This is a genomic window from Streptomyces luomodiensis (assembly GCF_031679605.1).
GTDB classification, from domain to species: domain Bacteria; phylum Actinomycetota; class Actinomycetes; order Streptomycetales; family Streptomycetaceae; genus Streptomyces; species Streptomyces luomodiensis.
Map to the genome: position 1 here is coordinate 5,044,605 of NZ_CP117522.1, position 24,671 is coordinate 5,069,275.

The 24,671-nt window shown below is 68.5% G+C and carries 20 protein-coding genes; 10 read left to right on the forward strand and 10 right to left on the reverse strand.

Features of this window, described 5'->3' with window-relative positions:
- Nucleotides 1-216: 216 nt before the first annotated feature.
- Nucleotides 217-2,883: a transglycosylase domain-containing protein gene (locus PS467_RS21195; protein ID WP_311036597.1), complete on the reverse strand. Its 2,667-nt coding sequence runs from the start codon at nt 2,881-2,883 to the stop codon at nt 217-219.
- A gap of 356 nt (nt 2,884-3,239) precedes the next feature.
- On the opposite strand from PS467_RS21195, the gene PS467_RS21200 reads away from it, so the two are divergent.
- The 3 genes from PS467_RS21200 to PS467_RS21210 all read left to right on the forward strand — a co-directional run bounded on the left by PS467_RS21200 (nt 3,240) and on the right by PS467_RS21210 (nt 6,505).
- Nucleotides 3,240-3,950 (forward strand): PadR family transcriptional regulator, encoded by a 711-nt coding sequence (locus PS467_RS21200; protein WP_311036598.1) that lies wholly within the window; start codon nt 3,240-3,242, stop codon nt 3,948-3,950.
- A gap of 49 nt (nt 3,951-3,999) precedes the next feature.
- Complete coding sequence (locus PS467_RS21205; protein ID WP_268973225.1) at nt 4,000-5,082, forward strand: inositol-3-phosphate synthase; 1,083 nt, start codon at nt 4,000-4,002, stop codon at nt 5,080-5,082.
- 85 nt (nt 5,083-5,167) lie between these two features.
- A complete protein-coding gene (locus tag PS467_RS21210) occupies nt 5,168-6,505 on the forward strand; it encodes an MFS transporter (protein WP_311036599.1) in 1,338 nt (445 codons plus the stop codon).
- A 6-nt stretch (nt 6,506-6,511) separates the two neighbouring features.
- Here the strand turns inward: PS467_RS21210 and PS467_RS21215 are convergent, their stop codons facing one another.
- Entirely contained in the window at nt 6,512-8,002 is a 1,491-nt protein-coding gene (locus tag PS467_RS21215) for a CCA tRNA nucleotidyltransferase (protein ID WP_311036600.1), read from the reverse strand.
- Nucleotides 8,003-8,180: 178 nt separating this feature from the next.
- On the opposite strand from PS467_RS21215, the gene PS467_RS21220 reads away from it, so the two are divergent.
- From PS467_RS21220 to trxA, 7 genes are all read left to right on the forward strand, one after another.
- Nucleotides 8,181-10,526, forward strand: a complete 2,346-nt coding sequence (locus PS467_RS21220) for a DUF6049 family protein (RefSeq protein WP_311036601.1) — start codon at nt 8,181-8,183, stop codon at nt 10,524-10,526.
- A gap of 48 nt (nt 10,527-10,574) precedes the next feature.
- Nucleotides 10,575-12,959: a murein biosynthesis integral membrane protein MurJ gene (gene murJ, locus PS467_RS21225; protein WP_311036602.1), complete on the forward strand. Its 2,385-nt coding sequence runs from the start codon at nt 10,575-10,577 to the stop codon at nt 12,957-12,959.
- 110 nt (nt 12,960-13,069) lie between these two features.
- Nucleotides 13,070-14,803, forward strand: a complete 1,734-nt coding sequence (locus PS467_RS21230) for a protein kinase family protein (protein ID WP_311036603.1) — start codon at nt 13,070-13,072, stop codon at nt 14,801-14,803.
- Between the two features lie 28 nt (nt 14,804-14,831).
- Nucleotides 14,832-15,521 (forward strand): RNA polymerase sigma factor SigM, encoded by a 690-nt coding sequence (sigM, locus tag PS467_RS21235; protein ID WP_268973231.1) that lies wholly within the window; start codon nt 14,832-14,834, stop codon nt 15,519-15,521.
- Nucleotides 15,518-16,495 (forward strand): RsmA family anti-sigma factor, encoded by a 978-nt coding sequence (locus tag PS467_RS21240; protein ID WP_311036604.1) that lies wholly within the window; start codon nt 15,518-15,520, stop codon nt 16,493-16,495. Before sigM ends, PS467_RS21240 begins: the two co-directional genes overlap by 4 nt.
- 154 nt (nt 16,496-16,649) lie before the next feature.
- Complete coding sequence (trxB, locus tag PS467_RS21245) at nt 16,650-17,600, forward strand: thioredoxin-disulfide reductase (RefSeq protein WP_311036605.1); 951 nt, start codon at nt 16,650-16,652, stop codon at nt 17,598-17,600.
- 42 nt (nt 17,601-17,642) lie between these two features.
- Nucleotides 17,643-17,972 carry a thioredoxin gene (gene trxA, locus PS467_RS21250; RefSeq protein ID WP_268973234.1) on the forward strand — a complete coding sequence of 110 codons (330 nt, stop codon included), beginning with the start codon at nt 17,643-17,645 and terminating at the stop codon, nt 17,970-17,972.
- A 75-nt stretch (nt 17,973-18,047) separates the two neighbouring features.
- On the opposite strand, the gene PS467_RS21255 is transcribed toward trxA, so the two are convergent.
- The 8 genes from PS467_RS21255 to rnpA form a co-directional block, all read right to left on the reverse strand.
- Nucleotides 18,048-18,665, reverse strand: a complete 618-nt coding sequence (locus tag PS467_RS21255; RefSeq protein ID WP_009716491.1) for a GNAT family N-acetyltransferase — start codon at nt 18,663-18,665, stop codon at nt 18,048-18,050.
- Nucleotides 18,666-18,989: 324 nt separating this feature from the next.
- Nucleotides 18,990-20,132 (reverse strand): ParB/RepB/Spo0J family partition protein, encoded by a 1,143-nt coding sequence (locus PS467_RS21260; RefSeq protein WP_311036606.1) that lies wholly within the window; start codon nt 20,130-20,132, stop codon nt 18,990-18,992.
- Nucleotides 20,129-21,214: a ParA family protein gene (locus tag PS467_RS21265; RefSeq protein ID WP_311036607.1), complete on the reverse strand. Its 1,086-nt coding sequence runs from the start codon at nt 21,212-21,214 to the stop codon at nt 20,129-20,131. The genes PS467_RS21260 and PS467_RS21265 overlap by 4 nt, the downstream gene beginning before the upstream one ends.
- 225 nt (nt 21,215-21,439) lie before the next feature.
- Entirely contained in the window at nt 21,440-22,153 is a 714-nt protein-coding gene (gene rsmG / locus PS467_RS21270) for a 16S rRNA (guanine(527)-N(7))-methyltransferase RsmG (RefSeq protein ID WP_268973238.1), read from the reverse strand.
- A gap of 111 nt (nt 22,154-22,264) precedes the next feature.
- A complete protein-coding gene (locus PS467_RS21275; RefSeq protein ID WP_030827774.1) occupies nt 22,265-22,774 on the reverse strand; it encodes a Jag family protein in 510 nt (169 codons plus the stop codon).
- A gap of 15 nt (nt 22,775-22,789) precedes the next feature.
- On the reverse strand, nt 22,790-23,956 hold the full coding sequence (yidC, locus tag PS467_RS21280) for a membrane protein insertase YidC (protein ID WP_311036608.1): 1,167 nt from the start codon (nt 23,954-23,956) through the stop codon (nt 22,790-22,792).
- 3 nt (nt 23,957-23,959) lie between these two features.
- A complete protein-coding gene (gene yidD, locus PS467_RS21285; protein ID WP_014061973.1) occupies nt 23,960-24,277 on the reverse strand; it encodes a membrane protein insertion efficiency factor YidD in 318 nt (105 codons plus the stop codon).
- Nucleotides 24,274-24,657, reverse strand: coding sequence for a ribonuclease P protein component (rnpA, locus tag PS467_RS21290; protein ID WP_268973240.1), 384 nt, complete (start codon nt 24,655-24,657; stop codon nt 24,274-24,276). The genes yidD and rnpA overlap by 4 nt, the downstream gene beginning before the upstream one ends.
- Nucleotides 24,658-24,671: the final 14 nt, after the last annotated feature.

A 24,671-nucleotide genomic window follows, 5' to 3' on the forward strand; every position in this document is an offset into this window, starting at 1 on the left:
GGCCCCATCCTGCCGTACGGGTCCCACGGGAGGAGTCAGGACCGCCCCAGCGGCCACTGAGCGCGCCGCGGACGTCGGGACGAGCTTGGGCTCGGGGGACGGGGTGCCAGAGGCGCAGAGGGCCGTCCAGGGCCCTGAACGGCGCCGGCCGCGCCGGAGCGGGGTTCGCTCCGGCGCGGCCGGCGAGTGTGAACGGGCCGTACGGGGTGGTGCGGGCTAGTTCTCCCTTCTGGCCCCGGACGGGCCGCCGAATATGCCACCAGGGCCGCCCGGCCCTTCCGTGGTCGGCGTCGTGGACGGATCGTCCGGCTGGTCGTTCCCGCCGCCGTTCTCGCCGCCGCCGTTGTCGTGGCAGTTGAAGTCCAGCGGGTCGCAGCTCGGGGATTCCGTGGGCGACTCCGTCGGAGTCTCCGTGGGCGTCTCCGTCGGGGTTTCCGTGGGCGTCTCCGTCGGAGTCTCCGTGGGCGACTTCGACGGCGGAGGCGCGGTGGGGCTCGCGTCCTCGCCGTAGATCTTCTCGCCGATCGGGGTGGCCGCGGGGAAGTCCTTGACCGGCTCGCCCTTCAGGGCGCCGCGCATGTAGTCGGCCCAGATCTCCGCCGGGAACGACGCACCGTGGATCGTCAGCTTGCCGCCCACGCCACGCATGGACAGGAACTTCTGGTTCTTGGCCTGGTCGTCGACCCGCCACATGCCGATCGCGGTGGACAGCTGCGGGGTGTAGCCGGAGAACCAGGCCGACTTGTTCTCGTCGGTGGTTCCGGTCTTGCCCGCGACCGGACGGCCGATCTGCGCCGAGGATCCGGTGCCGTGCTCGACCACGTTCTTCAGAACGTCGGTGACGTTGTTCGCCACGTTCGAGTCGAATGCCCGGGTGAGCTTGGCGTCCTGCTCGTGGTCGTAGACGGTGCCGTCCTTGTCCTCGACCCGCTCGACCGAGTACGGCTCGGCCTGCTGGCCGCTGGCCGCGAAGGTCGCGTACGCCCCGGCGAGCCGGATGGCGCTGGGTGCGGAGGTGCCGAGCGAGAACGTCGGGGTGATCGAGGCCAGCTGCTCCTTGCTGAGGCCCGCGGCCAGGGCCGCGTCCCGCACCTTGTCGGTGCCGACGTCCATGCCCAGCTGGATGTACGGGGTGTTCACCGAGAACTGCATCGCGGTGCGCAGGCTGATCCGGCCCTTGTCCTCGTCACCGTCGTTCCGCTGGTGCCACTCACGGCCGTCCTTGTCGTGCCAGACGGTGCCGTCGTAGTCCCGCAGGGTCACCTTGTTGTCGCCGTTGTAGACACTGCTCGGCGAGACCAGGGTGCGCTCGGAGTCGGGTTGGTCCCGTGGGCCCTCCGGATCCCGGACGCCGTCGGTCATCGCGGCGGCCAGCACGAAGGGCTTGAAGGTCGAGCCCACCTGGACACCGGTGTAGTCCGCGTTGTTGCGATAGTGCTCCAGCGCGTCCTTGCCGCCGTAGATGGCCACGATCTTGCCCGTCTTGGGCTCCACGGAGGCGCCGCCGAACTGCACGTATTTGTCGACCTCGCGCTCCTTCGGCTTGATGTTCTCCTTGGTGACCTTCTCGACCGCCCGGGTCAACTCATTGATCTTGTTCCGGTCGAAGGTGGTGTGAATCTGATAGCCACCCTTGTCCAGCTGGTTCTTGCTGATGCCGGTATTGGCGACGATGTAGTTGTCGGCGAGGTCGGTGAGATAGCCGATCTGCCCCTGCTTGTTCGTGGCCACCTTCGGGTCCCGCGGCATCGGGAAACCCTTGCCGACCCACTTCTGGGCCTCGGTCTCGGACATCCGGTGCACGTCGACCTCACGCTTGAGGATCCACGACCAGCGGGCCTTGGCGCGCTTGGTGTTGGCCTCCTTGGTGGCCGCGGCGCCGTAGCCGCCGTTGGGGTCGTAGAGGTTCGGGCCGTTGAGCGTCGAGGCCAGGAAGGCGCTCTGGCTCGGCGTCAGGTCCTCGCAGTCCCGGTCGTAGTAGGCGCGCGCCGCCGCCTGGCAGCCGTAGGCCCCGCGTCCGTAGTACGCGGTGTTGAGATACCCCGCGAGGATCTCGTCCTTGTCCATGTCCAGTCCGACCTTGACGGAAATGAACAGTTCCTTGACCTTGCGGGTGATGGTCTGCGACTGGTCCAGGTAGGTGTTCTTCACATACTGCTGGGTGATGGTCGAGCCACTCTGGGTCGCACCGCCCTTGGCCATGTTGAAGACCGCGCGGGCGATACCCATCGGGTCGACGCCGCTGTCGTCGTAGAAGCTGGCGTTCTCCGCGGAGATCACCGCGTTCTGCATGGACTTGGGGATCTTGCTGAGGGGGACGATCTGGCGGTTGAGGTCACCACCGCCGGAGACCACCATCTGCTTGCCGTCCGCCCAGTAGTAGACGTTCTTCTGGGTCTGGGACGCGGCCTGGGCGGTCGGTACCTGCACCAGCCACAGCCCTATGCCGACGGCGCCGAGAAGCACCGCGAAGAAGAAGAGGAAGGTGCCCGTCACCAGCTTCCAGGACGGGACCCAGCGCCGGAAACCCGACTTGCCCGCACGCGGGTAGTCGATGAAGCGCTTCTTGGCGGGACGCCCGTCGCCCCCCGCGCCGCGGCCGCGGCCACCGGCCGCCCGCCGACCGCCACCGCGGCCACCGCGGCCCGCGCCGCCCGCGCCCGGATCCGCTGCGCGTCTGCGGCCGCCGCCACGTTGGGCGGCCCGCCGGGCCGCCGCCCGGCCGCCGTAGGGACGCTCCTCATCATGCGGGGTGGCGGCTGATCCGGCCGCGGCGTTGTGCGTCGGTGCTGCGCGACGGCCGGACGACTGCTGTCCGGCTCGCCGGGCCGCGGCTCGTCCGCCACCCTGGGGCTGCGGCGGCTTGCGACGGTGCTCGCTCATGGAACGACTTCTCCTCGGGCAGGCGCTATCGCCTGAAAGCGGCAGGTGGCTTCCGGTCCCCCCCATGTGCGATCCGGTCGCACCAGGCAACCGGACGCACTGCATCCCAGACGAGGACGCTTCGTGGCGTCACTTGGTTCCCATAGGTCTGCATGGCGAACAGAGTACGCACGGTCAAAACCAGCCCACCCGCCACCTTCGCTGCATAACCGTCAGATCGATTGCCACGAATTGGTGATGTGACGGCGTTCACCGTGGTCCCCCTTGTCCCGCCAAGAGTGCGGTTCTATCGTCTGGATGTATCGAGTCGATACATCAGCTCGGCATAGCGGATCCACAGGAGAGGGGGGCAGGGGATGAGCAGACGCTCCGGCGTCCTGGAGTTCGCCATCCTCGGCCTGCTGCGTGAGTCTCCGATGCACGGATACGAGCTGCGGAAGCGGCTCAACACCTCACTCGGGGTGTTCCGTGCCTTCAGCTACGGCAGCCTCTATCCCTGCCTCAAGACGCTGGTCGCCAACGGCTGGTTGATCGAGGAGTCCGGCACCGCCGCACAGGACGCGCCCGCGGCGCCCCTCTCCGGCCGCCGGGCGAAGATCGTCTACAGGCTGACGGCGGCGGGGAAGGAGCGGTTCGAAGAGCTGCTCTCCCACACCGGGCCGGACGCCTGGGAGGACGAGCACTTCGGCGTCCGTTTCGCCTTCTTCGGCCAGACGTCACGGGACGTGCGGATGCGGGTGCTCGAAGGACGGCGCAGCCGCCTGGAGGAACGCCTGGACAAGATGCGCGCCGCCATGGCCCGCACCCGCGAGCGGCTGGACGACTACACCCTCGAGCTACAGCGACACGGTATGGAGTCGGTGGAGCGCGAGGTGCGCTGGCTGAACGAGCTGATCGAGAGCGAGCGGGCCGGGCGCGACCAGCGTGACGGCACCGCCGGGCAGGACGGGACGACCGATCGGGACGCGGACCGGTCTCCACAGCAGGACCAGTCAGGAGATGCGGGCGGCCCGCCCCGGCACCGGGGTGGTTCCCGGCCGGATCCGTCCGATGACACCGCCAAGTGAGGCCCGGCGTCCGCGGGGCCTCGTCCAGTACACACAGGGAGCAACCGGAATGGGTTCGGTTCGTGTAGCCATCGTCGGCGTGGGCAACTGCGCCGCCTCGCTGGTACAGGGCGTCGAGTACTACAAGGACGCCGACCCGGACACCCGCGTGCCGGGTCTGATGCACGTGCAGTTCGGCGACTACCACGTGAACGACGTGGAGTTCGTGGCCGCCTTCGACGTGGACGCGAAGAAGGTCGGCCTGGACCTCGCGGACGCCATCGGCGCCAGCGAGAACAACACCATCAAGATCTGCGACGTGCCGACGACCGGTGTCACGGTCCAGCGCGGCCACACGCTCGACGGACTCGGCAAGTACTACCGCCAGACCATCGACGAGTCCGAAGAGGCCCCGGTCGACGTCGTCCAGGTGCTCAAGGACAAGCAGGTCGACGTTTTGGTCTGCTACCTCCCGGTCGGCTCCGAGGACGCCGCCAAGTACTACGCCCAGTGCGCCATCGACGCGAAGGTCGCCTTCGTCAACGCGCTCCCGGTCTTCATCGCCGGCACCAAGGAGTGGGCGGACAAGTTCACCGAGGCCGGGGTGCCGATCGTCGGCGACGACATCAAGTCGCAGGTCGGCGCGACCATCACGCACCGCGTGCTGGCCAAGCTGTTCGAGGACCGGGGCGTCATCCTGGACCGCACCATGCAGCTGAACGTCGGCGGCAACATGGACTTCAAGAACATGCTCGAGCGGGAGCGTCTGGAGTCCAAGAAGATCTCCAAGACCCAGGCCGTCACCTCCCAGATCCCCGACCGTGAGCTGGGCGCCGACAACGTCCACATCGGCCCGTCGGACTTCGTGGCCTGGCTGGACGACCGCAAGTGGGCGTACGTCCGCCTCGAGGGCCGCGCCTTCGGCGACGTCCCGCTGAACCTGGAGTACAAGCTCGAGGTGTGGGACTCCCCGAACTCCGCGGGTGTCATCATCGACGCGCTGCGCGCCGCGAAGATTGCCAAGGACCGCGGCATCGGGGGCCCGATCCTCTCCGCCTCCTCGTACTTCATGAAGTCGCCGCCGGTGCAGTACTTCGACAACGAGGCGCGGGAGAACGTGGAGAAGTTCATCAAGGGCGAGGTCGAGCGCTGACGCGCCATGCACTGATTCCCGCCGCATGATCACGGGCCTCCGGGTAATCCCCCCGGAGGCCCGTGTGGTGTGTGAGGCTGACGTCATGCCTGTTGTGCGTGATCTCCGCGTACTGCTGCAACTCCGTGACTTCCGCCGCCTTCTGGCCGTTCGCCTGCTGTCCCAGTCGGCCGACGGCGTCTATCAGGTCGCGCTCGCCACGTATGTGGTCTTCTCCCCGGAGAAGGAGACCTCCGCCACGGCCATCGCCTCCGCCATGGCCGTCCTGCTGCTTCCCTACTCCCTTCTCGGCCCCTTCGCCGGTGTACTGCTGGACCGCTGGCGCCGACGACAGGTGCTGCTCTACGGCAATCTGCTCCGCTCGGGGCTGGCCGCCGGAACCGCGGTGCTGATCCTCGGCCAGGTGCCGGAGTGGCTCTTCTACGCCTCGGCCCTGTCGGTGACGGCCGTCAACCGCTTTGTGCTGGCCGGCCTCTCGGCGGCCCTGCCGCGGGTCGTGGACAGCCAGGAGCGTCTGGTCATGGCCAACTCCCTCTCGCCCACCGCGGGAACGCTCGCCGCCACGGCCGGGGGCAGCCTCGCCTTCATCGTCCGGCTGTCGGGCCCAGGAGGCACCTCCTCGGACGCGCTGGTCGTCCTGCTGGGCGCCGCGCTCTATCTCATCGCCGGGCTCACGGCCCTGCTCATGACACCGGGCCTGCTGGGGCCCGATCCCGCGGCCCTCCAGCCCCGTCTCTCCGCGGCCCTGATGAGCACCGCACGGGGCCTGGTCGCGGGCGTGCGCCATCTGCTGGAACGCCGGGATCCCACCGTGGCGCTGACCGCGATGACGCTGATGCGCTTCTGCTACGGCGCGCTCACGGTGACCGTGCTGATGCTCTGCCGATACGCATGGGCCGATACCGAGTCCGAAGGACTCGCACTTCTGGGACTGGCCCTTGGCGTCTCGGGCGCGGGCTTCTTCGCGGCGGCGGTTGTCACGCCCTGGGCGGTCAGCCGGCTCAGGGACCGTACGTCATCCCGGCCGGACGGCCGGCTCTCCTGGGTGATGGTGTGCGCGGGGAGCGCGGCCCTGCTGGAACCGGGTCTCGGACTGCCCTTCGAGCCCGCTCCCATGCTGATCGCCGCGTTCATCCTCGGACTGGTCACCCAGGGCGCCAAGATCGCCACCGACACCGTGGTGCAGTCCGCCATCACCGATGACTTCCGCGGCCGGGTCTTCTCCCTCTACGACGTGCTGTTCAACATCGCCTTTGTGGGGGCCGCGGCGGTCGCCGCCGTGATACTGCCGCCGGACGGCGCCTCGGCCACGCTGCTGATCTGTGTGGCGCTGCTTTATGCGGCCACCGCGCTCCTCGTCAGGTTTCACGTGAAACATGACCGGGAGAGCGCCCAGCGGGTCAATGTTTCACGTGAAACCTGAGGGATCTCAGCCCTCCGGCTGAGCCGCCCACCACTCCTGGAGAGCGGCGATCGCGGCGTCCCGCTCCATCGGGCCGTGCTCCAGCCGCAGCTCCAGCAGATGCTTGTACGCCTTGCCGACCTGCGGGCCCGGGGGGACGCCGAGGATCTTCATGATCTCGTTCCCGTCCAGATCCGGGCGGATGGCGTCCAGCTCCTCCTGCTCCTGTAGACGGGCGATGCGCTCCTCGAGGCCGTCGTACGCACGCGAGAGCGCCATCGCCTTCCGCTTGTTGCGGGTGGTGCAGTCCGAGCGGGTCAGCTTGTGCAGCCGGTCCAGCAGCGGCCCCGCGTCACGGACATAGCGGCGGACGGCGGAGTCGGTCCATTCCCCCGTGCCATAGCCGTGAAAGCGCAGATGCAGCTCGACAAGGCGCGAAACGTCCTTGATCAGCTCATTGGAGTACTTGAGCTTCGTCATCCGGTACTTGGTCATCTTGGCCCCCACCACCTCGTGGTGGTGGAAGGAGACCCGGCCGTCCTTCTCGAAACGGCGCGTCTTGGGCTTACCGATGTCATGCAGCAGCGCGGCCAGCCGCAGCACCAGATCGGGCCCCTCGGCCTCCAGATCGATGGCCTGGTCCAGCACGGTCAGCGAATGTTCGTACACATCCTTGTGGCGGTGGTGCTCATCACGCTCCAGGCGCAGCGCCGGAAGCTCCGGCAGTACGCGGTCGGCGAGCCCGGTCTCGACGAGCAGCCGCAGCCCCTTGCGGGGGTGGTCGGCCAGGATGAGCTTGTTGAGCTCATCACGCACCCGCTCGGCCGAGACGATGTCGATGCGGTCGGCCATCGACGTCATCGCGGCGACCACCTCGGGGGCCACCTCGAAGTCCAGCTGCGCGGCGAAGCGCGCGGCGCGCATCATCCGCAGCGGATCATCGGAGAAGGACTCCTCGGGCGTCCCCGGGGTGCGCAGCACCCGTGCTGCGAGATCCTCCAGACCGTTGTGCGGGTCGATGAACTCCTTCTGCGGCAGCGCCACCGCCATGGCGTTGACCGTGAAGTCCCGACGGACCAGGTCGTCCTCGATCGAGTCGCCGTACGACACCTCCGGCTTCCGGGATGTCCGGTCATAGGCCTCTGACCGATAAGTCGTGATTTCAATCTGGAAACTCTGGTCCGGCCCGCTTCCAGGGGACATGCCCTTACGGCAGCCGACCGTGCCGAAGGCGATGCCGACCTCCCAGACCGCGTCCGCCCAGGGCCGGACGATCTTCAGTACCTCGTCCGGCCGGGCATCCGTCGTGAAATCCAGATCGTTACCGAGCCGGCCGAGCAGCGCGTCCCGCACCGAGCCGCCGACCAGGGCCAGGCGGAAACCCGCCTGCTGGAAACGGCGAGCGAGATCGTCGGCAACGGGAGAGACCCGCAGGAGTTCGCCCACGGCGCGGCGCTGCACCTGGCTGAGCTCATGGGGCGACTGCGGGGTTCGGCTGTCTTTGTTGGCGTTCGGCACAACAAAACAGAGTACGTGGCCGCGCGCACCAGAGACTCCACACCAAGGGGACCACCACTGCGTAACGATCTTGTGGAGCCGTCCACAGCACTTCGCCACAGCGGGCATCGTTACCATTTCGTGGACGCACATTGCGACGACCACTGACGATCTACTGACGACGAGGACGGGCGAGCGCGTGGCCGATGCGGCAGACCTCCGGGGGACAACTTCCGCTCGTGCCCGACGATGGTTGCGGCACACGGCGGCGCTGCTCGCCGCGGCGCCGATGCTCGCGGGCCTGGCGCAGATTCCGGCGGCCCCCGCGGCCCACGCCGAGAGCAAGGCCAGCGGCTCCCGGTCGGTGGACGTCTCCATCACCTCGCTGACCCCCACCGCGCCGAAGAAGAGCGACACCCTCACGGTCAGCGGCACCGTCACCAACGACACCAAGTCCACGGTCTCCGACGCCCGCGTCGGTCTCCGCGTCGGCCCGACCATGAACGGCCGCAATGCGATCGACACCGCCGCCCGGCGTACCGGCTACTCGGAGGGCCTCGACGGCACCGAGATCGGCGGCAAATACGCCAAGAAGATCGGAAAGCTACCGGCCGGCGCCAGCCGTGACTTCTCTCTCTCCATACCGGTCGGGCATCTGCACCTGGGGGAGAACGGCGTCTATCAGCTCGGCGTCTCGCTCACCGGTGACACCTCCAGCCAGCCCTGGCCGCAGGTGCTGGGCATCGAGCGGACCTTCCTGCCCTGGCAGTCGGGTGCGCCCGCGAAGAAGTCCCAGCTCACCTATCTGTGGCCGCTGATCTCCGCCACCCATGTGACCGCCCGCACGGACAACGACGAAGACCGCACCCCGATCTTCCGGGACGACCGCCTGGCCTCGGAGCTGGCTCCCGGCGGCCGGCTCCAGCAGATGGTCGCCCTGGGGGAGAACCTCCCCATCACCTGGGTGATCGACCCCGACCTGCTCGCCACGGTCGACGCGATGACGAAGAAGTACGAGGTCCAGGACGCCTCGGGCAACGGGACCAAGGCGGGTCACGGGCAGGCGGTCGCCAAGCAGTGGCTCGGCGCCCTGCAGAAGGCCGTGGAGGGCAAGCAGGTGGTCGCGCTGCCGTTCGCCGACCCGGACCTCGCCGCGCTCGCGCACCGCGGTAAGAACGTCACCGGCTCCCTCGGGCACCTTCAGGACGCCACCGAGCTCGCCTCGACGACCGTGGAGACCGTCCTCGGGGTGAAGCCGCGCACCGACTTCGCCTGGCCGGTGGACGGCGCGATCGACTCCTCGGTCGTGGACGTCGCCACCTCTGCGGGCGCGCACAACGTGATCGCCCGCAGCGACAGCCTGAGCGAGACCGGCGGGCTCTCCTACACCCCCACCGCGGCCCGCCAGATCGGCGGCGGCAACACGGCGGTGGTCGCCGACGCCCGGCTGTCGACCGCTTTCACCGGCGACATGTCCAAGGCGGAGAACTCCACTCTCGCCATCCAGAGGTTCCTGGCCCAGAGCCAGATGATCAACCTGCAGGCGCCGGACAAGCAGCGCAGCATCGTGGTCGCCCCCCAGCGGATGCCCACCACCAGCCAGGCGCAGGCGATGGCGGCGGCCCTGGAGGGCCTCACCGGGCAGTGGACGCAGCCGCTGAGCCTGGGACAGGCCGCGAAGGCGAAGCCCGACCCGAACGCCACCCAGCGGGTGCCCAGCTCCCGGTCGTACCCCCGGTCGCTGCGCGCGCGGGAGCTACCGGCCGAGGCGTTCCAGCAGATCCAGGAGACCCAGAGGACCCTGGACAATTTCGAGCCGATCCTCACCGCCAAGTACCGGGTGGTCACTCCCTTCGGGAACGCGATCAGGCGCGAGATGTCGACCTCGTGGCGCAGCGAGGCGCAGAACGCGGCCGGCTTCCGCCATGACGTGCAGACGTATCTGTCCGGGCTCACCAAGAAGGTGCGCCTGGTCCCGAAGACGGACATGACCCTGTCCGGGCGGAGCGCGACCGTCCCGGTGACCGTCCAGAACAACCTGGTGCAGGGTGTCGAGCTGCGGCTCGTCCTCAAGTCCCACCAGGGCAACCGGCTGGCGGTCAGCGACCCTCAGCTGGTCAATGTCGAGGGCGGGCACAGCCAGTCCGTGAAGTTCGGGACCACGGCGAACGCGAACGGCCCGGTGTGGGTCTCGGCCCAGCTCTACACTCCGGACGGACAGCCGTACGGCGACGAGATGCCGTTCGAGGTGAATGTCACCGAAATCACGTCGACCGTGATCCTCGTGATCGCGGGCGGTGTGCTGCTGCTGGTCCTCGCCGGTGTCCGGATCTACGTCCAGCGCAAGCGCGCGGCCGCCAAGAGTGGTGAGGACAGCGGAAACGGGGAAGACGCCGAAAATATGCACGGGCAGGATGAGGGCGACAGTGAGGCCCCGGAGACGGACCGGCACGCCCTCGTGCCCGAGCAGCCGAGTGACCCGGCGTCGGACACCGGATCGCAAAGCGCTGGCCCATCCGGCTCGGGTGAGAAAGTGGACCATTGAGCAATGCCGGGGCCGGTCGGCCGCAGCGGACAATGAGGTGGGGTAGCGATGAACGCGCCGTATGACGGTGATGGCCGAGTGCCACCGCCGCCGCAGCCTTCGCCTCACGGCCCTCACGACCCTTACGGACAGGAACCGCACCAGCGTGATCCGTATCTGGGCGACGCACATCAGGTGCCCTCGGCGGATCCGCGCCAGTCGTACGGCCAGCAGTACTACCCGCAGGACCCGTACCTGGACGATTCGTACGCGACGGGCAGCTTCACGGCCTACCCGTATCCGACGCAGGATGCCTACGCCCATGATCCGCTGACGGACCCGCTGTACGACCGGCGCTCCCCTCACGCACCGCAGAATGGCGGCTACCAGCAGGAGTACTACCAGCAGCCCCCCACGCCGCAGGGCCCCGATCCCCGCGTATGGCCCTCCGGGGCCGGTCCCGGCCACCAGGGCGCGGCACAGCAGCCGTACACCGACGGACAGGCATACACCGACGGTCAGCCGGACCACGGCTATCCGGGGGCCGCCGGCGGCTACGGCGCGGCAGAGCAGCCGCAGCGGGACGCGTTCGCGCATCTCTACCGCGATCAGCAGCCCTATGAGCCCCGGTCCGCCCAGGGCTATCCGCAGGGCTCACAGGACTACCCGCACGGGCAGACGCCCGCCCAGGGGCAGGCACCGGTCCCCGGACCGTCGAGGTCCGAGTCCGCCCAGGCCACGGCCGCCGCTCCCACGGTGGCCGCTCCGGTGGTGACCGCCCCCGCGGCCGAGCCCCGGCAGAAGAAGCCGTCGGGGGGCCGGGCGGGCGGTCTGCTCCAGTCCAGCGCGCTGATGGCCGCGGGCACTCTGGTCTCCCGTCTGACCGGTTTCGTCCGGCAGATGGTGATCGTCGCGGGTCTGGGCGCCGCCAGCCTCGGCCAGGCGTACCAGGTCGCCTATCAGCTGCCTGCGATGATCTACTTCCTCACCGTCGGCGGCGGTCTGAACTCGGTCTTCGTCCCGCAGCTCGTGCGCGCGATGAAGGAGGACGACGACGGCGGAGTCGCCTACGCCAACCGTCTGCTCACGCTGACGATGGTCGCGCTGGGCAGCCTCGTCGCGGTGTCGCTGTTCGCGGCCCCGGCACTGATCCGGATGCTCTCCGCGGACATCGCCAGCGATCCCCCGGCCAACGAGGTGGCGGTCACCTTCGCCCGCTACTGCCTGCCCACCATCTTCTTCATGGGCGTGCACGTCGTGGTCGGCCAGATCCTCAACGCCCGGGGCAAGTTCGGCGCGATGATGTGGACCCCGGTCCTCAACAACATCGTCGTCATCGCCACCTTCGGCCTCTTCATCTGGGTGTTCGGCACCTCCAGCAACTCCAACATGGGCGTAACGACCATCACGCCGGAAGGCATCCGGCTGCTGGGCATCGGCACGCTCCTCGGCCTCACCGTCCAGGCCCTGGCGATGTTCCCCTACCTCCGGGCAGCCGGTTTCCGCTTCCGGCCGCGCTTCGACTGGCGTGGCCACGGCCTCGGCAAGGCCGCCAAGCTGGCCAAGTGGACGGTGCTGTTCGTGCTCGCCAACCAGGCCGGCAACATCGTGGTGACCCAGCTCGCCACCGCGGCCGGTACGGAGGCCGACAACGGGGGCCACCCGGGAGCGAGCTACGTCGGCTACACGAGCGCCCAGCTCATCTGGAACATGCCCCAGGCCATCATCACCGTCTCGGTGATGGCCGCTCTGCTGCCCAGGCTCTCCCGGGCGGCCCACGACGGCGACCCCGGAGCGGTCCGCGACGACATCTCGCAGGGCCTGCGCACCTCCGCCGTCGCCATCGTCCCCCTCGCCTTCGGGTTCATCGCGCTCGGCATCCCCCTGTGCACCCTGCTCTTCGGGACCTCGGGCACCGCGACGGCCCAAGCCATGGGCTACATCCTCATGGCGTTCGGCCTCGGCCTCATTCCGTTCTCCGTGCAGTACGTCGTCCTGCGTGGTTTCTACGCCTACGAGGACACCCGCACCCCCTTCTACAACACGGTGATCGTCGCCGCCGTCAACGCCGCGGGCTCCGCCCTCGCCTATGCCGTGCTCCCCGCCCGCTGGGCCGTCGCCGGTATGGCCGCCGCCTACGGCCTGGCCTACGCCACCGGCGTGGGCGTGGCCTGGAAGCGGCTGCGCAAGCGGCTGGGCGGCGATCTGGACGGCCCCCGCGTCGTCCGCACCTACACCCGCCTCGCGGGCGCCAGCATCCCGGCCGCCCTGCTGAGCGGTGGCGCGGCCTACGCCATCATGCAGACCATCGGAATGGGCGTCGCCGGCTCGCTGGCGGCTCTGCTGGGCGGCGGCCTCGTTCTTGTCGCGGTCTTCTACATTGCTGCGAAACGGATGCGCGTTGAGGAGCTGACAGCCATGGTCGGTATGGTGCGCGGACGACTCGGACGCTGATCATTGAGCACAACCATCGTCCGCCACCGTGTGTCGTGCATAGCGGCGGACTGTGGGCACAATTGTCTTGGCTCGGAGCAGGTGCAACGGATGGGGAGGCAGGAACGACGGTGGCGGAACGGAGCACAGCTGCCGTCGACGTGGCCGACAGCGGTGGAGAGGAGCCGCTGACCGCCGAGGCGGGCAAGGCCACGGCCGACGGGGCGGGGACGAAGAAGAAGGCCGGCAAGGGGACAGAGGCCGCGGTCACCGACGATGCGGGTGCCGCGGCCGAAGCGAGCCCTCTGGAGCTGCACAGCGGTCACAAGCTGGCCAGACGCTACCGTCTGGAGGAGTGCGTCACCCGTCTGGACGGATTCAGCAGTTGGCGTGCCGTGGACGAGAAACTGCGGCGCGCCGTCGGAGTGCATGTGCTGCCCGCCGACCATCCGCGCACCAGGCCGGTGCTCGCCGCCGCCCGTTCGGCGGCCCTGCTGGGCGACCCCCGCTTCGTCCAGGTCCTCGACGCCGTCGAGGAGAACGATCTTGTCTACGTCGTCCATGAGTGGCTTCCCGACGCCACCGAACTCACCGCCGTGCTCGCCGCCGGGCCACTCGAGCCGCACGACGCGTACCAACTGGTCAGCCAGGTCTCCCAGGCCATGGCCGCCGCCCACCGTGAGGGCCTGGCCCATCTGCGGCTCAACCCCGGCTCCGTACTGCGCACCGAATCCGGCCAGTACCGCATCCGCGGACTCGCCGTCATGGCCGCCCTGCGCGGGATCACCGCCGACCACCCCCAACGCACCGACACCGAGGCGATCGGCGCGCTGCTGTACGCGGCGCTCACCCAGCGCTGGCCCTACGAGACGGACGCCTACGGCCTCTCCGGGCTGCCCAAGGGTGTGGGCCTGATCGCCCCCGACCAGGTCCGCGCGGGAGTGCACCGCGGGCTGTCCGAGCTCGCGATGCGCGCGCTGGTCAACGACGGGGCCACCGCCTCCCGTCAGGACCAGCCTTGCACCACCCCCGAGGAGCTGGCCAAGGCCGTCGCGGCCATGCCGCGCATCCGGCCCCCCGAGCCCGCCTTCACCCCCTCACCGGCGTATCAGCGCACGACGTACCAACAAGGCGTGTACGGTCAGACCCCGGCCCGGGGCGGCACCTCGCCCGCGGCCGCTCCCGTGCCGCCTCCGCCGCCGCTGCAGAGCCGCACGGGCAAGGCCCTCAAGTGGACCGTCTCGGCCCTTCTGATCGCCGCCCTGGGTCTCGGCAGCTGGCAGCTCGCGGACACCCTGCTGAAGGACGAGAACAACACCAGCCCGAGCAAGTCCACCGGTGAGAAGGACGACGGCAACGCCGGAAAGGTTGTCAGCAAACCGCTGAAAATCGAGGACGCCGTGGAGTTCTACCCGGACGGCACGGACCAGCACCAGGACGAAGCGCCGCGCACCTACGACGGTGACTCCTCGACGTTCTGGCACACCAACAGCTTCAACGACGGTCCCCAGCTGGCTCCCAGCGTCAAGAAGGGAGTCGGTCTCATCTACGATCTCGGCTCCGAGCAGAAGATCGGCGGTGCCTCGATCGGCCTGCGGTTCAAGGGCTCCTACACGGCGGCGTCGCTGTACAGGACGGATTCCCTGACGCCATCGGTATCAGCTTCCGACCCCGTCGCCGGGTTCAAGAAGCTCGGCTCGGTCAAGAGCACGGGCGCATCCGCGGACATCAAGGTCAACGGCGAGGCCAAGGCGCGCTACGTCCTGGTCTGGATCACCGCCATGCCATACTCCCCTCACGACGCCGCGAGCTACAGCAACGAGGGCTACAAGCAAGCCATCACCGAAGTGAAGTTCACCGGCTGAGCCGGCTGATCGGGGAGGGGCTCGAACGGTGGACGACGCCACCATCGGCGAGGCGAGCGACAGCGAGCTCCTTGCCCGGCACGTCGACGGCGATCCGGACGCCTTCAGCGAAATAGTGCGGCGCCACCGCGACCGACTCTGGGCGGTGGCGCTGCGCACCCTCGGCGACCGGGAGGAAGCCGCCGACGCGGTCCAGGACGCACTCGTCTCCGCCTACCGCGCCGCGCACACCTTCCGGGGCCAGTCCGCGGTGACGACCTGGCTGCATCGCATCACGGTCAACGCCTGTCTGGACCGGGCCCGCAAGGCCGCCTCCCGTCGCACCTCTCCTGTCGACGACACCGAGCGGCTCGAGCACCTGCTGGAGCCCCATGAATCCGCCGCCGCTCCCGCCGAGCGCGGCGATCTCCACCGCGAGCTGCTGCGGGCGCTGCGCACCCTCCCGCCCGAGCAGCGGGCCGCCCTGGTCCTGGTCGACATGCAGGGCTATCCCGTCGCGGAGGCGGCGAAGGTCCTGGACGTACCCACCGGCACCGTGAAGAGCCGCTGTGCCCGGGGCCGCGCACGGCTGCTGCCGTTGCTCTCACATCTCCATCCCAGCGGGAGGGGTAGCTCACCTCCGGGCGGGGGAAGGAACCGGACGCAGGGGACGTCCGTCCCACCGGCGGCAGGACCGAACGACACAGATGCCGTGAAGGGCGGAGGTGGGCGAGCGTGACATCCTCGACGGACACGGACGAGCACCCTGAAGTCGCGGAGATCTCCGCACTCACCGAGGGTCTGCTCTCTCCGTCCCGCGCCGTCGATGTGCGCACTCACCTCGCCGGCTGTGTGCTGTGCGCGGATGTGTGGACATCCCTGGACGAGATCCGCTCCATGCTCGGGACCCTGCCCGGCCCGGTGCGGATGCCCGCCGATATCGCGGGCCGTATCGACGCGGCGCTGGCCGCCGAAGCACTTCTCGACGCGACCGCCCCCGAGGGCGTCTCCGATGTTTCACGTGAAACTCCGGACCCGACCTCGGCGCCCACCCCTGTTTCACGTGAAACGGCCGACGGCGCCTCGGGCACTCCCGGCTCCGACTCCGCGGAACTCGCAGCCAAGCCGTCCACCGTGGCGGACCGGCCCGCTGGGCGCCCGCGTGGCGCCACCGGACCGGGACGAGGATCCACCGGGCCCAGCACTCGTCCCGGCCGCGCCCGCCGCTGGCGCAAGGCCGTCCTCGGTGGTGCCTGCGCCGCGGCGGTGATCGGCCTCGGATCCCTCTTCCTCCAGGACGGCTCCTCCGGCGATCACGACGACACCGGTCCCCAGGCTCACGCCAGCCAGAGCTCCGGGAAGTCCACCCTCTCCTCGGGCACGCTCAAGGACCGTGTGCACGAACTGCTCGCCGAGCGGAAGTCCACCACATCGGACGGTGTCACCGGGCAGGAGAACACGCCCGATGTGCCGCTGCGCGCCGACCACGACCCGCATGTGCCGTCCTGTGTACAGAGCGGCACCGGCCGCAAGGATCCGGCTCTCGCGGCACAGCAGGACACCTACGACGGCCAGACCGCCTATATCGTCGTCCTGCCCCATCCGTCCGACAGCTCGCTCGTCGACGCCTTCGTGATCGACGCATCCTGTGTCTCGGTATCCCCGTCTTCCCCCGGGAAGCTTCTGGTGAGCCGGACCTACCCGCGAGGCTGAGGCACACCGCACACCAGGCCCTGCCTGACAGCGCTCGGGAATGCCGGACCCGTAGGATCCGTTGGGTGGGGTGGCAGCGGAATTCCGGGGAAACCCGAACCCGCGCGTCCAGTCATCAGCAGTCCGGCAGTCGGCAAAGACAAGGAAGACATCCGTGAGCGACGTCCGCAACGTGATCATCATCGGTTCCGGGCCCGCGGGCTATACGGCCGCGCTCTACACCGCCCGCGCTTCCTTGAAGCCGCTGGTCTTCGAAGGCTCCGTAACCGCTGGTGGTGCCCTGATGAACACCACCGAGGTGGAGAACTTCCCCGGCTTCCGGGACGGGATCATGGGTCCCGATCTGATGGACGGCATGCGGGCCCAGGCCGAGCGCTTCGGCGCCGAGCTGGTCCCGGACGATGTGGTCGCGGTCGACCTCAGCGAGCAGATCAAGACCGTCACCGACTCCGCCGGCACCGTCCACCGCGCCAAGACCGTCATCGTGGCCACCGGCTCTCAGCACCGCAAGCTGGGGCTGGCGCGCGAGGACGAGCTCTCCGGCCGCGGTGTCTCCTGGTGCGCCACCTGTGACGGGTTCTTCTTCAAGGACCAGGACATCGCCGTCATCGGTGGCGGCGACACGGCCCTGGAAGAGGCGACCTTCCTGTCGCGGTTCGCCAAGTCGGTCGTGGTGGTCCACCGCCGGGACACCCTGCGCGCCAGCAAGGCGATGCAGGATCGGGCCTTCGCCGACCCGAAGATCTCCTTCGTCTGGGACAGCGTGGTCGAGGAGATCCACGGCGACGGCAAGCTCTCCGGTCTCACCATCCGCGATGTGAAGAAGGACGAGACCTCCGAGCTGCCGGTGACCGGACTGTTCATCGCGATCGGCCACGACCCGCGCACCGAGCTGTTCAAGGGCCAGCTGAACCTGGACGACGAGGGCTACCTCAAGGTCGATGCGCCCTCCACGCGGACGAACCTCCCCGGTGTCTTCGCCGCGGGCGATGTCGTGGACCACACCTACCGTCAGGCGATCACCGCGGCCGGCACCGGTTGCTCGGCGGCGCTGGACGCCGAGCGCTACCTCGCCTCGCTGGGCCAGGGCGACGCCACCGTCTGACTCCGCTATCCACCCCTGCACCAACCCACTAAGGAGATTGCCATGGCCGGTGCCACGGTCACCGTGACGGACGCCGACTTCGAGGAGAAGGTCCTCAAGAGCGACAAGCCGGTACTCGTCGACTTCTGGGCCGCGTGGTGCGGTCCGTGCCGCCAGATCGCCCCCTCGCTGGAGGCCATCGCGGCCGAGCACGCCGACAAGATCGTCATCGCCAAGCTCAACATCGACGAGAACCCGGCGACCGCCGCCAAGTACGGCGTGATGTCCATCCCGACGCTCAATGTGTACCAGGGCGGCGAGGTCGCCAAGACCATCGTCGGTGCCAAGCCCAAGGCCGCCATCGAGCGCGACCTGGCCGACTTCATCGGCTGAGCGCACCACGCCTCACCCTCGTACACGAAGGGGCTGCCCTCACGGGCAGCCCCTTCGTGTTTCACGTGGAACGCGCTACAGCGGCCGCAGCGCCGGCTCCTTCTGGACCGCGCCGAGTAGCCGGTCCAGCGCCAGCTCGACATCCTCCTTCCAGGAGATCGTCGTCCTCAGCTCAAGCCTCAGCCGGGGGTAGCGCGGATGCGGCCGTACGGTCTTGAAGCCCACGGCCAGCAGATGGTCGGCGGGCAGCACACACGCCGGTTCCTTCCAGGTGGCGTCCCCGAACGCCTCGATGGCCTTGAAGCCCCGGCGGATCAGATCCTTGGCGACGGTCTGCACCATCACCCGGCCCAGTCCCTGCCCCTGATATCCGGGCATCAGCCAGGCCGTCATCAGCTGCACGGCATCCGCCGCGACCGGACTGGTCGGGAAGGCCGTGGAGCGCGGCACATACGCCGGAGGCGCGTACAGCACAAAGCCCACCGGGACCTCATCGACATAGACCACCCGGCCACACGATCCCCACTCCAGCAGGACGGCCGAGATCCAGGCTTCCTTCTCCAGCTCGGGCCGACCCGCCCTTACCGCTGCCTCACCGCTGACCGGATCGAGCTCCCAGAAGACGCAGGCGCGACAGCGCTTGGGGATGTCCGGGAGGTTGTCCAACGTGAGCGGTACGAGCCGACGCCCCATGAAGCCAGTCCTTCACTTTCGTGGCCAGCCGCGGCACGGGCGGCTGACAGCGCACTACGCTCCCTGAGCAGACTCCCGACGAAACCGCCGACAGCTCCCAGGCCCAATCCTGTGGCCAACAGTCCGGTGCGGCTCACCGATCGCATGGCCCTGCCCTCCACATGCGGCGCCTCCACATGGATCCGCCCTACCTGATCGCATCGTATCCGTGCCGAGATTGCACCGATACCGCCCTTGGGCAAACAGCGGGTCGTGTTCCGACCATGTCGGAACACGACCCGCCCCGCGCTGCTTCCGTACGGCCTTGGCCGTACGGACAGCGCCTCACTCGTCCTCGTCCGCCGCTTCGCCCTCAGGGGAGAGAGGCTGTTCCAGCACCGCCCCCTCACCGGGAGCCAGTGTGCCGAGGATCCGCTCGAGATCCTCTATCGAGGCGAACTCGACGACGATCTTTCCTTTCTTCTGACCGAGGTCGACCTTCACTCGCGTCTCGAACCGATCGGACAGACGCGACGCGAGATCCGTGAGCGCGGGGGACACCCTCGCCCCCGCCCTCGGCCCCTTGGTCTTCGTCGTCCCGCCCGACCGCGACCCCATCAGGGTGACGATCTCCTCCACCGCACGCACCGAGAGCCCCTCGGCGACGATGCGATGGGCCAGCCGGTCCTGCTCCTCCGCGTCCTCCACGGAGAGCAGCGCCCGAGCGTGGCCCGCGGAGAGAACCCCCGCCGCGACCCTGCGCTGAACGGAAGGGGAGAGCTTCAGCAACCGCAGCGTATTGGAGACCTGCGGACGTGAACGCCCGATGCGGTCGGCCAGTTCGTCATGCGTGCAGTTGAAGTCCTTCAGCAACTGGTCGTACGCCGCCGCCTCTTCCAGTGGATTCAGCTGAGCGCGGTGGAGGTTCTCCAGCAGGGCGTCGAGCAGAAGCTTCTCGTCATCGGTGGCCCGGACGATCGCGGGGATCTTCTCCAATCCCGCCTCACGGCAGGCCCGCCAGCGGCGCTCGCCCATGATGAGCTCATAGCGCTCCGATGCCAACTGCCGTACGACGATGGGCTGGAGGAGACCGACCTCCTGGATCGAGGTGACCAGTTCGGCGAGCGCGTCCTCGTCGAAGACCTCACGGGGCTGACGAGGATTGGGGGTGATGAAGTCCAGCGGCAGCTCGGCGAAGTGCGCCCCGGCCACCTCCTCCGGAATCACCGCCGATGCGGCCTCGGACTCCTTGTCCCTCGCCGCGGGCTCGGTTTCCTGTGGAACGGTGTGCGTGGACAGTGCGGCCACCTTGGCCGCCGCCACACCGCGCTCCTGGGTGAGCACCGGGACCGCGGTCGGTGAGGTGGTGGCCCCGGTCGCCGTGACCGTTCCCGCCCCCGCCGCGGGGCCGGCATTGTCCGTCCCCTTCGGCGCGGGAGGAATCAGGGCACCGAGCCCACGGCCCAGTCCTCTGCGTCGCTCACTCACTGAATCCCCTCCTGCATGCTGTGCTGATCGTGCTGGCTGAGCTCGGGCAAGGCATGAGCGTGCTGGGCGTTGTAGTGCACGCTGAAGCCTCTGAGGGCGATCTCACGGGCCGCCTCGAGATAGGACAGCGCCCCGCTCGACCCCGGGTCATAGGTGAGGACGGTCTGCCCATAGCTGGGGGCCTCGGAGATGCGCACCGATCTGGGAATGCTCGTCCGGAGCACCTCACTGCCGAAGTGGCTGCGCACCTCGTCCGCCACCTGGGAGGCCAGCCGGGTGCGGCCGTCGTACATGGTGAGGAGGATCGTCGAGACATGGAGCTTGGGGTTGAGATGCCCCCGCACCAGATCCACGTTCCGCAGCAGCTGCCCCAGTCCCTCCAGCGCGTAGTACTCACACTGGATCGGGATCAGCACTTCCGCACCGGCCACCAACGCATTGACCGTGAGCAACCCGAGCGAGGGCGGACAGTCGATCAGGATGTAGTCCAGCGGCTGCTCATATGCCTGGATGGCCCGCTGTAGCCGGCTTTCCCTCGCCACCAGGGAGACCAGCTCGATCTCGGCACCGGCGAGATCGATCGTGGCAGGAGCGCAGAAGAGTCCCTCCACGTCCGGGACCGGCTGCACCACATCGGACAGCGGCTTGCTGTCGACCAGCACGTCGTAGATCGATGGAACCTCGGCGTGGTGGTCGATCCCCAGCGCCGTCGAGGCATTGCCCTGTGGGTCGAGGTCGATCACCAGCACTCGACCACCGTGCAGGGCGAGCGAGGCGGCCAGATTGACCGTGGTCGTGGTCTTCCCCACCCCGCCCTTCTGGTTGGCGACCACGATCACCCGGGTGTGCTCCGGCCTGGGCAACCCCTCCCCGGCACGGTCCAGGGCATCCACCGCCAGTTGAGCGGCACGACCCATAGGGGCGTCGTCCATCGGGGGCGGCGTTTCACGTGAAACATCCTCCCCCGCCGATTCGGTACGGGGGCCGGGGACCGGATCGGTCATCGGCCCCGCGATGTTGGCGTCGGACCGCAAGGATTCACTCTCCTCGACATCAGGCTCGCAATGAACAGAGCCTGCCATGCTTTGGGGGTTGTGAACCAGCGAGGCCCGTTCTCCTGTGGATGAATCCACGTTCATACGGGGTCGGCGGCCGCGGGGCAGAGCCGCCGCACGACCACGACTGATGATTCCATGCAGCAGGGAGCGACGTTTCACGTGAAACACGATGCACGGGAGGCCTCGTTGATTCGTCGCGACACTCCGGTATGCGTAGTTTTGCCAGCTTGTATGGAGCAACGCCCTTACTCAGGGCCGACGACGCGGTCCCCGACGGGCCGCCTTGGCCCGCTTCGCGGCGAAGCGCACACCTCCGGGGCTCTCCCCGACCTCGACCCGCACCACCGTGGACGGCGGGTCCACCACGTCCTCGCCGACATGCAGCACCGAGGTCCCCACCACACCGAGCTTGCTCAGCGCGGCGCGGGCCTGCTTCAGCTCCTCCTCGGCGGTGTCACCCTTCAGCAGCAGCATCTCGCCGTACGGGCGGAGCAGCGGCACCCCCCAGCCGGCCAGCCGGTCCAGCGGGGCCACTGCCCGAGCCGTCACCACATGCATCGGAGGCAGCTTGCCGAGGACCTCCTCGGCACGGCCACGCACCACCGTCACATGGTCGAGCCCCAGCAGCTCCACCACTTCCCGCAGAAAGTTCGTCCGGCGCAGCAGCGGCTCCAGGAGCGTGATCTGGAGATCCGGGCGGGTCAGGGCCAGCGGGATACCGGGGAGCCCGGCCCCCGACCCCACATCGCAGACGGTGACCTTCTCGGGCACCACTTCGGAGAGCACGGCGCAGTTCAGCAGATGCCGCTCCCACAGCCGTGGCACCTCACGCGGGCCGATCAGCCCGCGTGTCACTCCCACATCGGCCAGCAGCTCGCCGTAGCGGACAGCCTCCGGGAAGCGGTCACCGAACACATCCCTTGCCTCCGGGGGCGCCGGGGGGAGCTCCGCTGCTTCCGTCACGGGGACCGTCCTTCCGTACCGAACACTGTGCTGAACGATGATGTAAGGCTGACAAGATTCGGCCCCGTCTGCGCGCAGACGGGGCCGTGTGGATCACGATGCGGAACCGCTTCAGACCGGAAGCACGACCACGCAGCGCTGAGGCTCCTCGCCCTCGGACTCGCTGCGCAGCCCGGCGGCGGCCACAGCGTCGTGCACCACCTTCCGCTCGAAAGGCGTCATCGCCTTGAGCTTCACCGGCTCACCGGTGCCCTTCGCCTCCTCGGCGGCCTTGGTGCCCAGCTCGGTCAGCTCGGCACGCTTGCGGGCCCGGTACCCGGCGATGTCGAGCATCAGCCGGCTGCGGTCGCCGGTCTCCCGGTGGACCGCGAGCCGGGTCAGCTCCTGAAGAGCCTCCAGCACCTCGCCATCGCGGCCGACCAGCTTCTGCAAATCGCGGCTGGTCGAATCGCTGATGATCGACACCGCTGCGCGATCGGCCTCGACGTCCATGTCGATGTCGCCGTCGAGGTCCGCGATGTCCAGCAGCCCCTCGAGGTAGTCGGCCGCGATCTCCCCCTCCTGCTCAAGGCGGGTCAGGGTGTCGACACCCTCGGCGGCCGGGGTGGTGCCTTCCGTCACGGATGGACTCCTTCGTTACTTCTTGGACGGGTGCTTGGGGCGCTGCTGGCCCTTGCGCTGGCCGGACTTGGAGCCGCGGGAGGAGCCGGAGGCCGAGCCGCCGGCCGGCTTGCCGCCCTGCGCGCCCTTCTTCTGCCCCGCGCCCTGCCGCGGCTGCTCCCCGGCGGGCTTGTCCCCAGCGGACTTCGCGGGGGAAGCGGACTTCGTCGTGGAGACCGAGGCGCCCGACTGCGAGTTGGCCCTGCTGTGACCGGTCGTGGCGCGCTGCGCCTTGGTCTGGCGCTTGGGCTGCTGACGGTTGGCACGCGCCACCTCGGCCGCCTGCTTCGCGGCGACCTCGGCCGGCTCCTCCTTCAGCTTGCCCTTGGCACGCAGCCGCTCCTGGCGGGCCTGGAAGGCGACGCTGCCCGGGGTCGGGTTACGGCGAATGACGAACATCTGCTGGCCCATGGTCCAGACGTTGGTGGTCAGCCAGTAGACGAGGACACCGACGGGGAAGTTGATACCGAAGACGGCGAACATGATCGGGAAGACGTACATCAGCATCTTCTGCTGCTGCATGAACGGCGTCTTCACCGTGAGGTCGACGTTCTTGGTCATCAGCTGGCGCTGGGTGAAGAACTGCGACGCCGACATCAGGACGATCATGGTGATCGTCACGATCCGCACGTCGGTCAGCGAGGCGCCGAGCGACTGGACCTTGTCGGCCGACGACATGAACTTCACCGACAGCGGAGCACCGAAGATGTGCGCGTTACGGGCGCTGTCCAGCAGCGACTGGTCGATGACACCGACCGTCTTGTTGTTCGCGATGTGGTTGAGGACCTGGTACAGCGAGATGAAGAACGGAGACTGCGCCAGGATCGGGAGACAGCTCGAGAGCGGGTTGGTCCCCGTCTCCTTGTAGAGCTTCATCATCTCTTCGGACTGGCGCTGCTTGTCGCTCTTGTAGCGCTCCTGGATCGCCTTCATCTTCGGCTGGAGCGCCTGCATGTTCCGCGTCGACTTGATCTGCTTCACAAAGAGCGGGATCAGGCAGATACGGATCAGCACCACCAGGGAAACGATGGACAGACCCCACGCCCAGCCACTGTCCCGATCGAAGATGAGGCTGTAGAACGAGTGGAACTGGACGATGATCCAGGAAACTACGTCATAAAGAGGACCGAGGATCGTGTCCACGAATCAGGCTCCTTGGGCGTTGGGCTGGGTCTCGGGCTGTGCGGCAGGCTCCACAGTCGGATGCCCGCCGAGGCGGTTCCGCAGCCGCTGGTGCCACACCGGACGCTTCCGGGGCGGAACGTGGTCGACGCCGCCGAGCGACCATGGGTTGCAGCGCAGGATGCGCCAGGCCGTCAGCGCCGTTCCTTTCACCGCGCCGTGCCGGTCGATGGCCGTGTAGCCATAGTGTGAGCACGACGGGTAGTACTTGCAGACCGGCCCCAGCATCGGGCTGATGGTCCACTGGTACAGCTTGATCAACCACAGCAGCGGGTACTTCATCGCGGCACCCCTCCCAGTAGCCGCTGCACTGCCGCATCGAGATCGCGGGCCAGCTGGTCGTGACCCGCCTCACCCGCACCGGGCAGCGCCCGTACGACCACAAGGCTACCTGCGGAAAAACGGTCGATGCGGTCCCGCATCAGATGCCGCAGTCTCCGCTTCACCAGATTGCGGACGACGGCGCCGCCGACCGCCTTGCTCACGACGAAACCCGCACGCGCCGGGGGAGCACTCTCCCCTGGTGCGTGCGGGTCCGTATCACCGCTGGTGAGGCCGGTGCGAAGGTGCACGACAAGGAGCGGGCGACCGGCCCTGCGTCCTCGGCGTACCGCGGCCGCGAAGTCCTCGCGCCGCCTCAGCCGATGCTCGGTAGGCAGCACGTCATGGACCTTGG

What these genes read in the sequence shown, in the direction of transcription:
- PS467_RS21210 (WP_311036599.1), top strand. Translation starts at nt 5,168, where the DNA reads ATGCCTGTTGTGCGTGATCTCCGCGTACTGCTGCAACTCCGTGACTTC.
- trxA (WP_268973234.1), top strand. Translation starts at nt 17,643, where the DNA reads ATGGCCGGTGCCACGGTCACCGTGACGGACGCCGACTTCGAGGAGAAG.
- PS467_RS21255 (WP_009716491.1), bottom strand. Translation starts at nt 18,665, where the DNA reads ATGGGGCGTCGGCTCGTACCGCTCACGTTGGACAACCTCCCGGACATC.
- murJ (WP_311036602.1), top strand. Translation starts at nt 10,575, where the DNA reads ATGAACGCGCCGTATGACGGTGATGGCCGAGTGCCACCGCCGCCGCAG.
- yidD (WP_014061973.1), bottom strand. Translation starts at nt 24,277, where the DNA reads ATGAAGTACCCGCTGCTGTGGTTGATCAAGCTGTACCAGTGGACCATC.
- PS467_RS21200 (WP_311036598.1), top strand. Translation starts at nt 3,240, where the DNA reads ATGAGCAGACGCTCCGGCGTCCTGGAGTTCGCCATCCTCGGCCTGCTG.
- PS467_RS21195 (WP_311036597.1), bottom strand. Translation starts at nt 2,883, where the DNA reads ATGAGCGAGCACCGTCGCAAGCCGCCGCAGCCCCAGGGTGGCGGACGA.
- PS467_RS21205 (WP_268973225.1), top strand. Translation starts at nt 4,000, where the DNA reads ATGGGTTCGGTTCGTGTAGCCATCGTCGGCGTGGGCAACTGCGCCGCC.
- PS467_RS21265 (WP_311036607.1), bottom strand. Translation starts at nt 21,214, where the DNA reads ATGGCAGGCTCTGTTCATTGCGAGCCTGATGTCGAGGAGAGTGAATCC.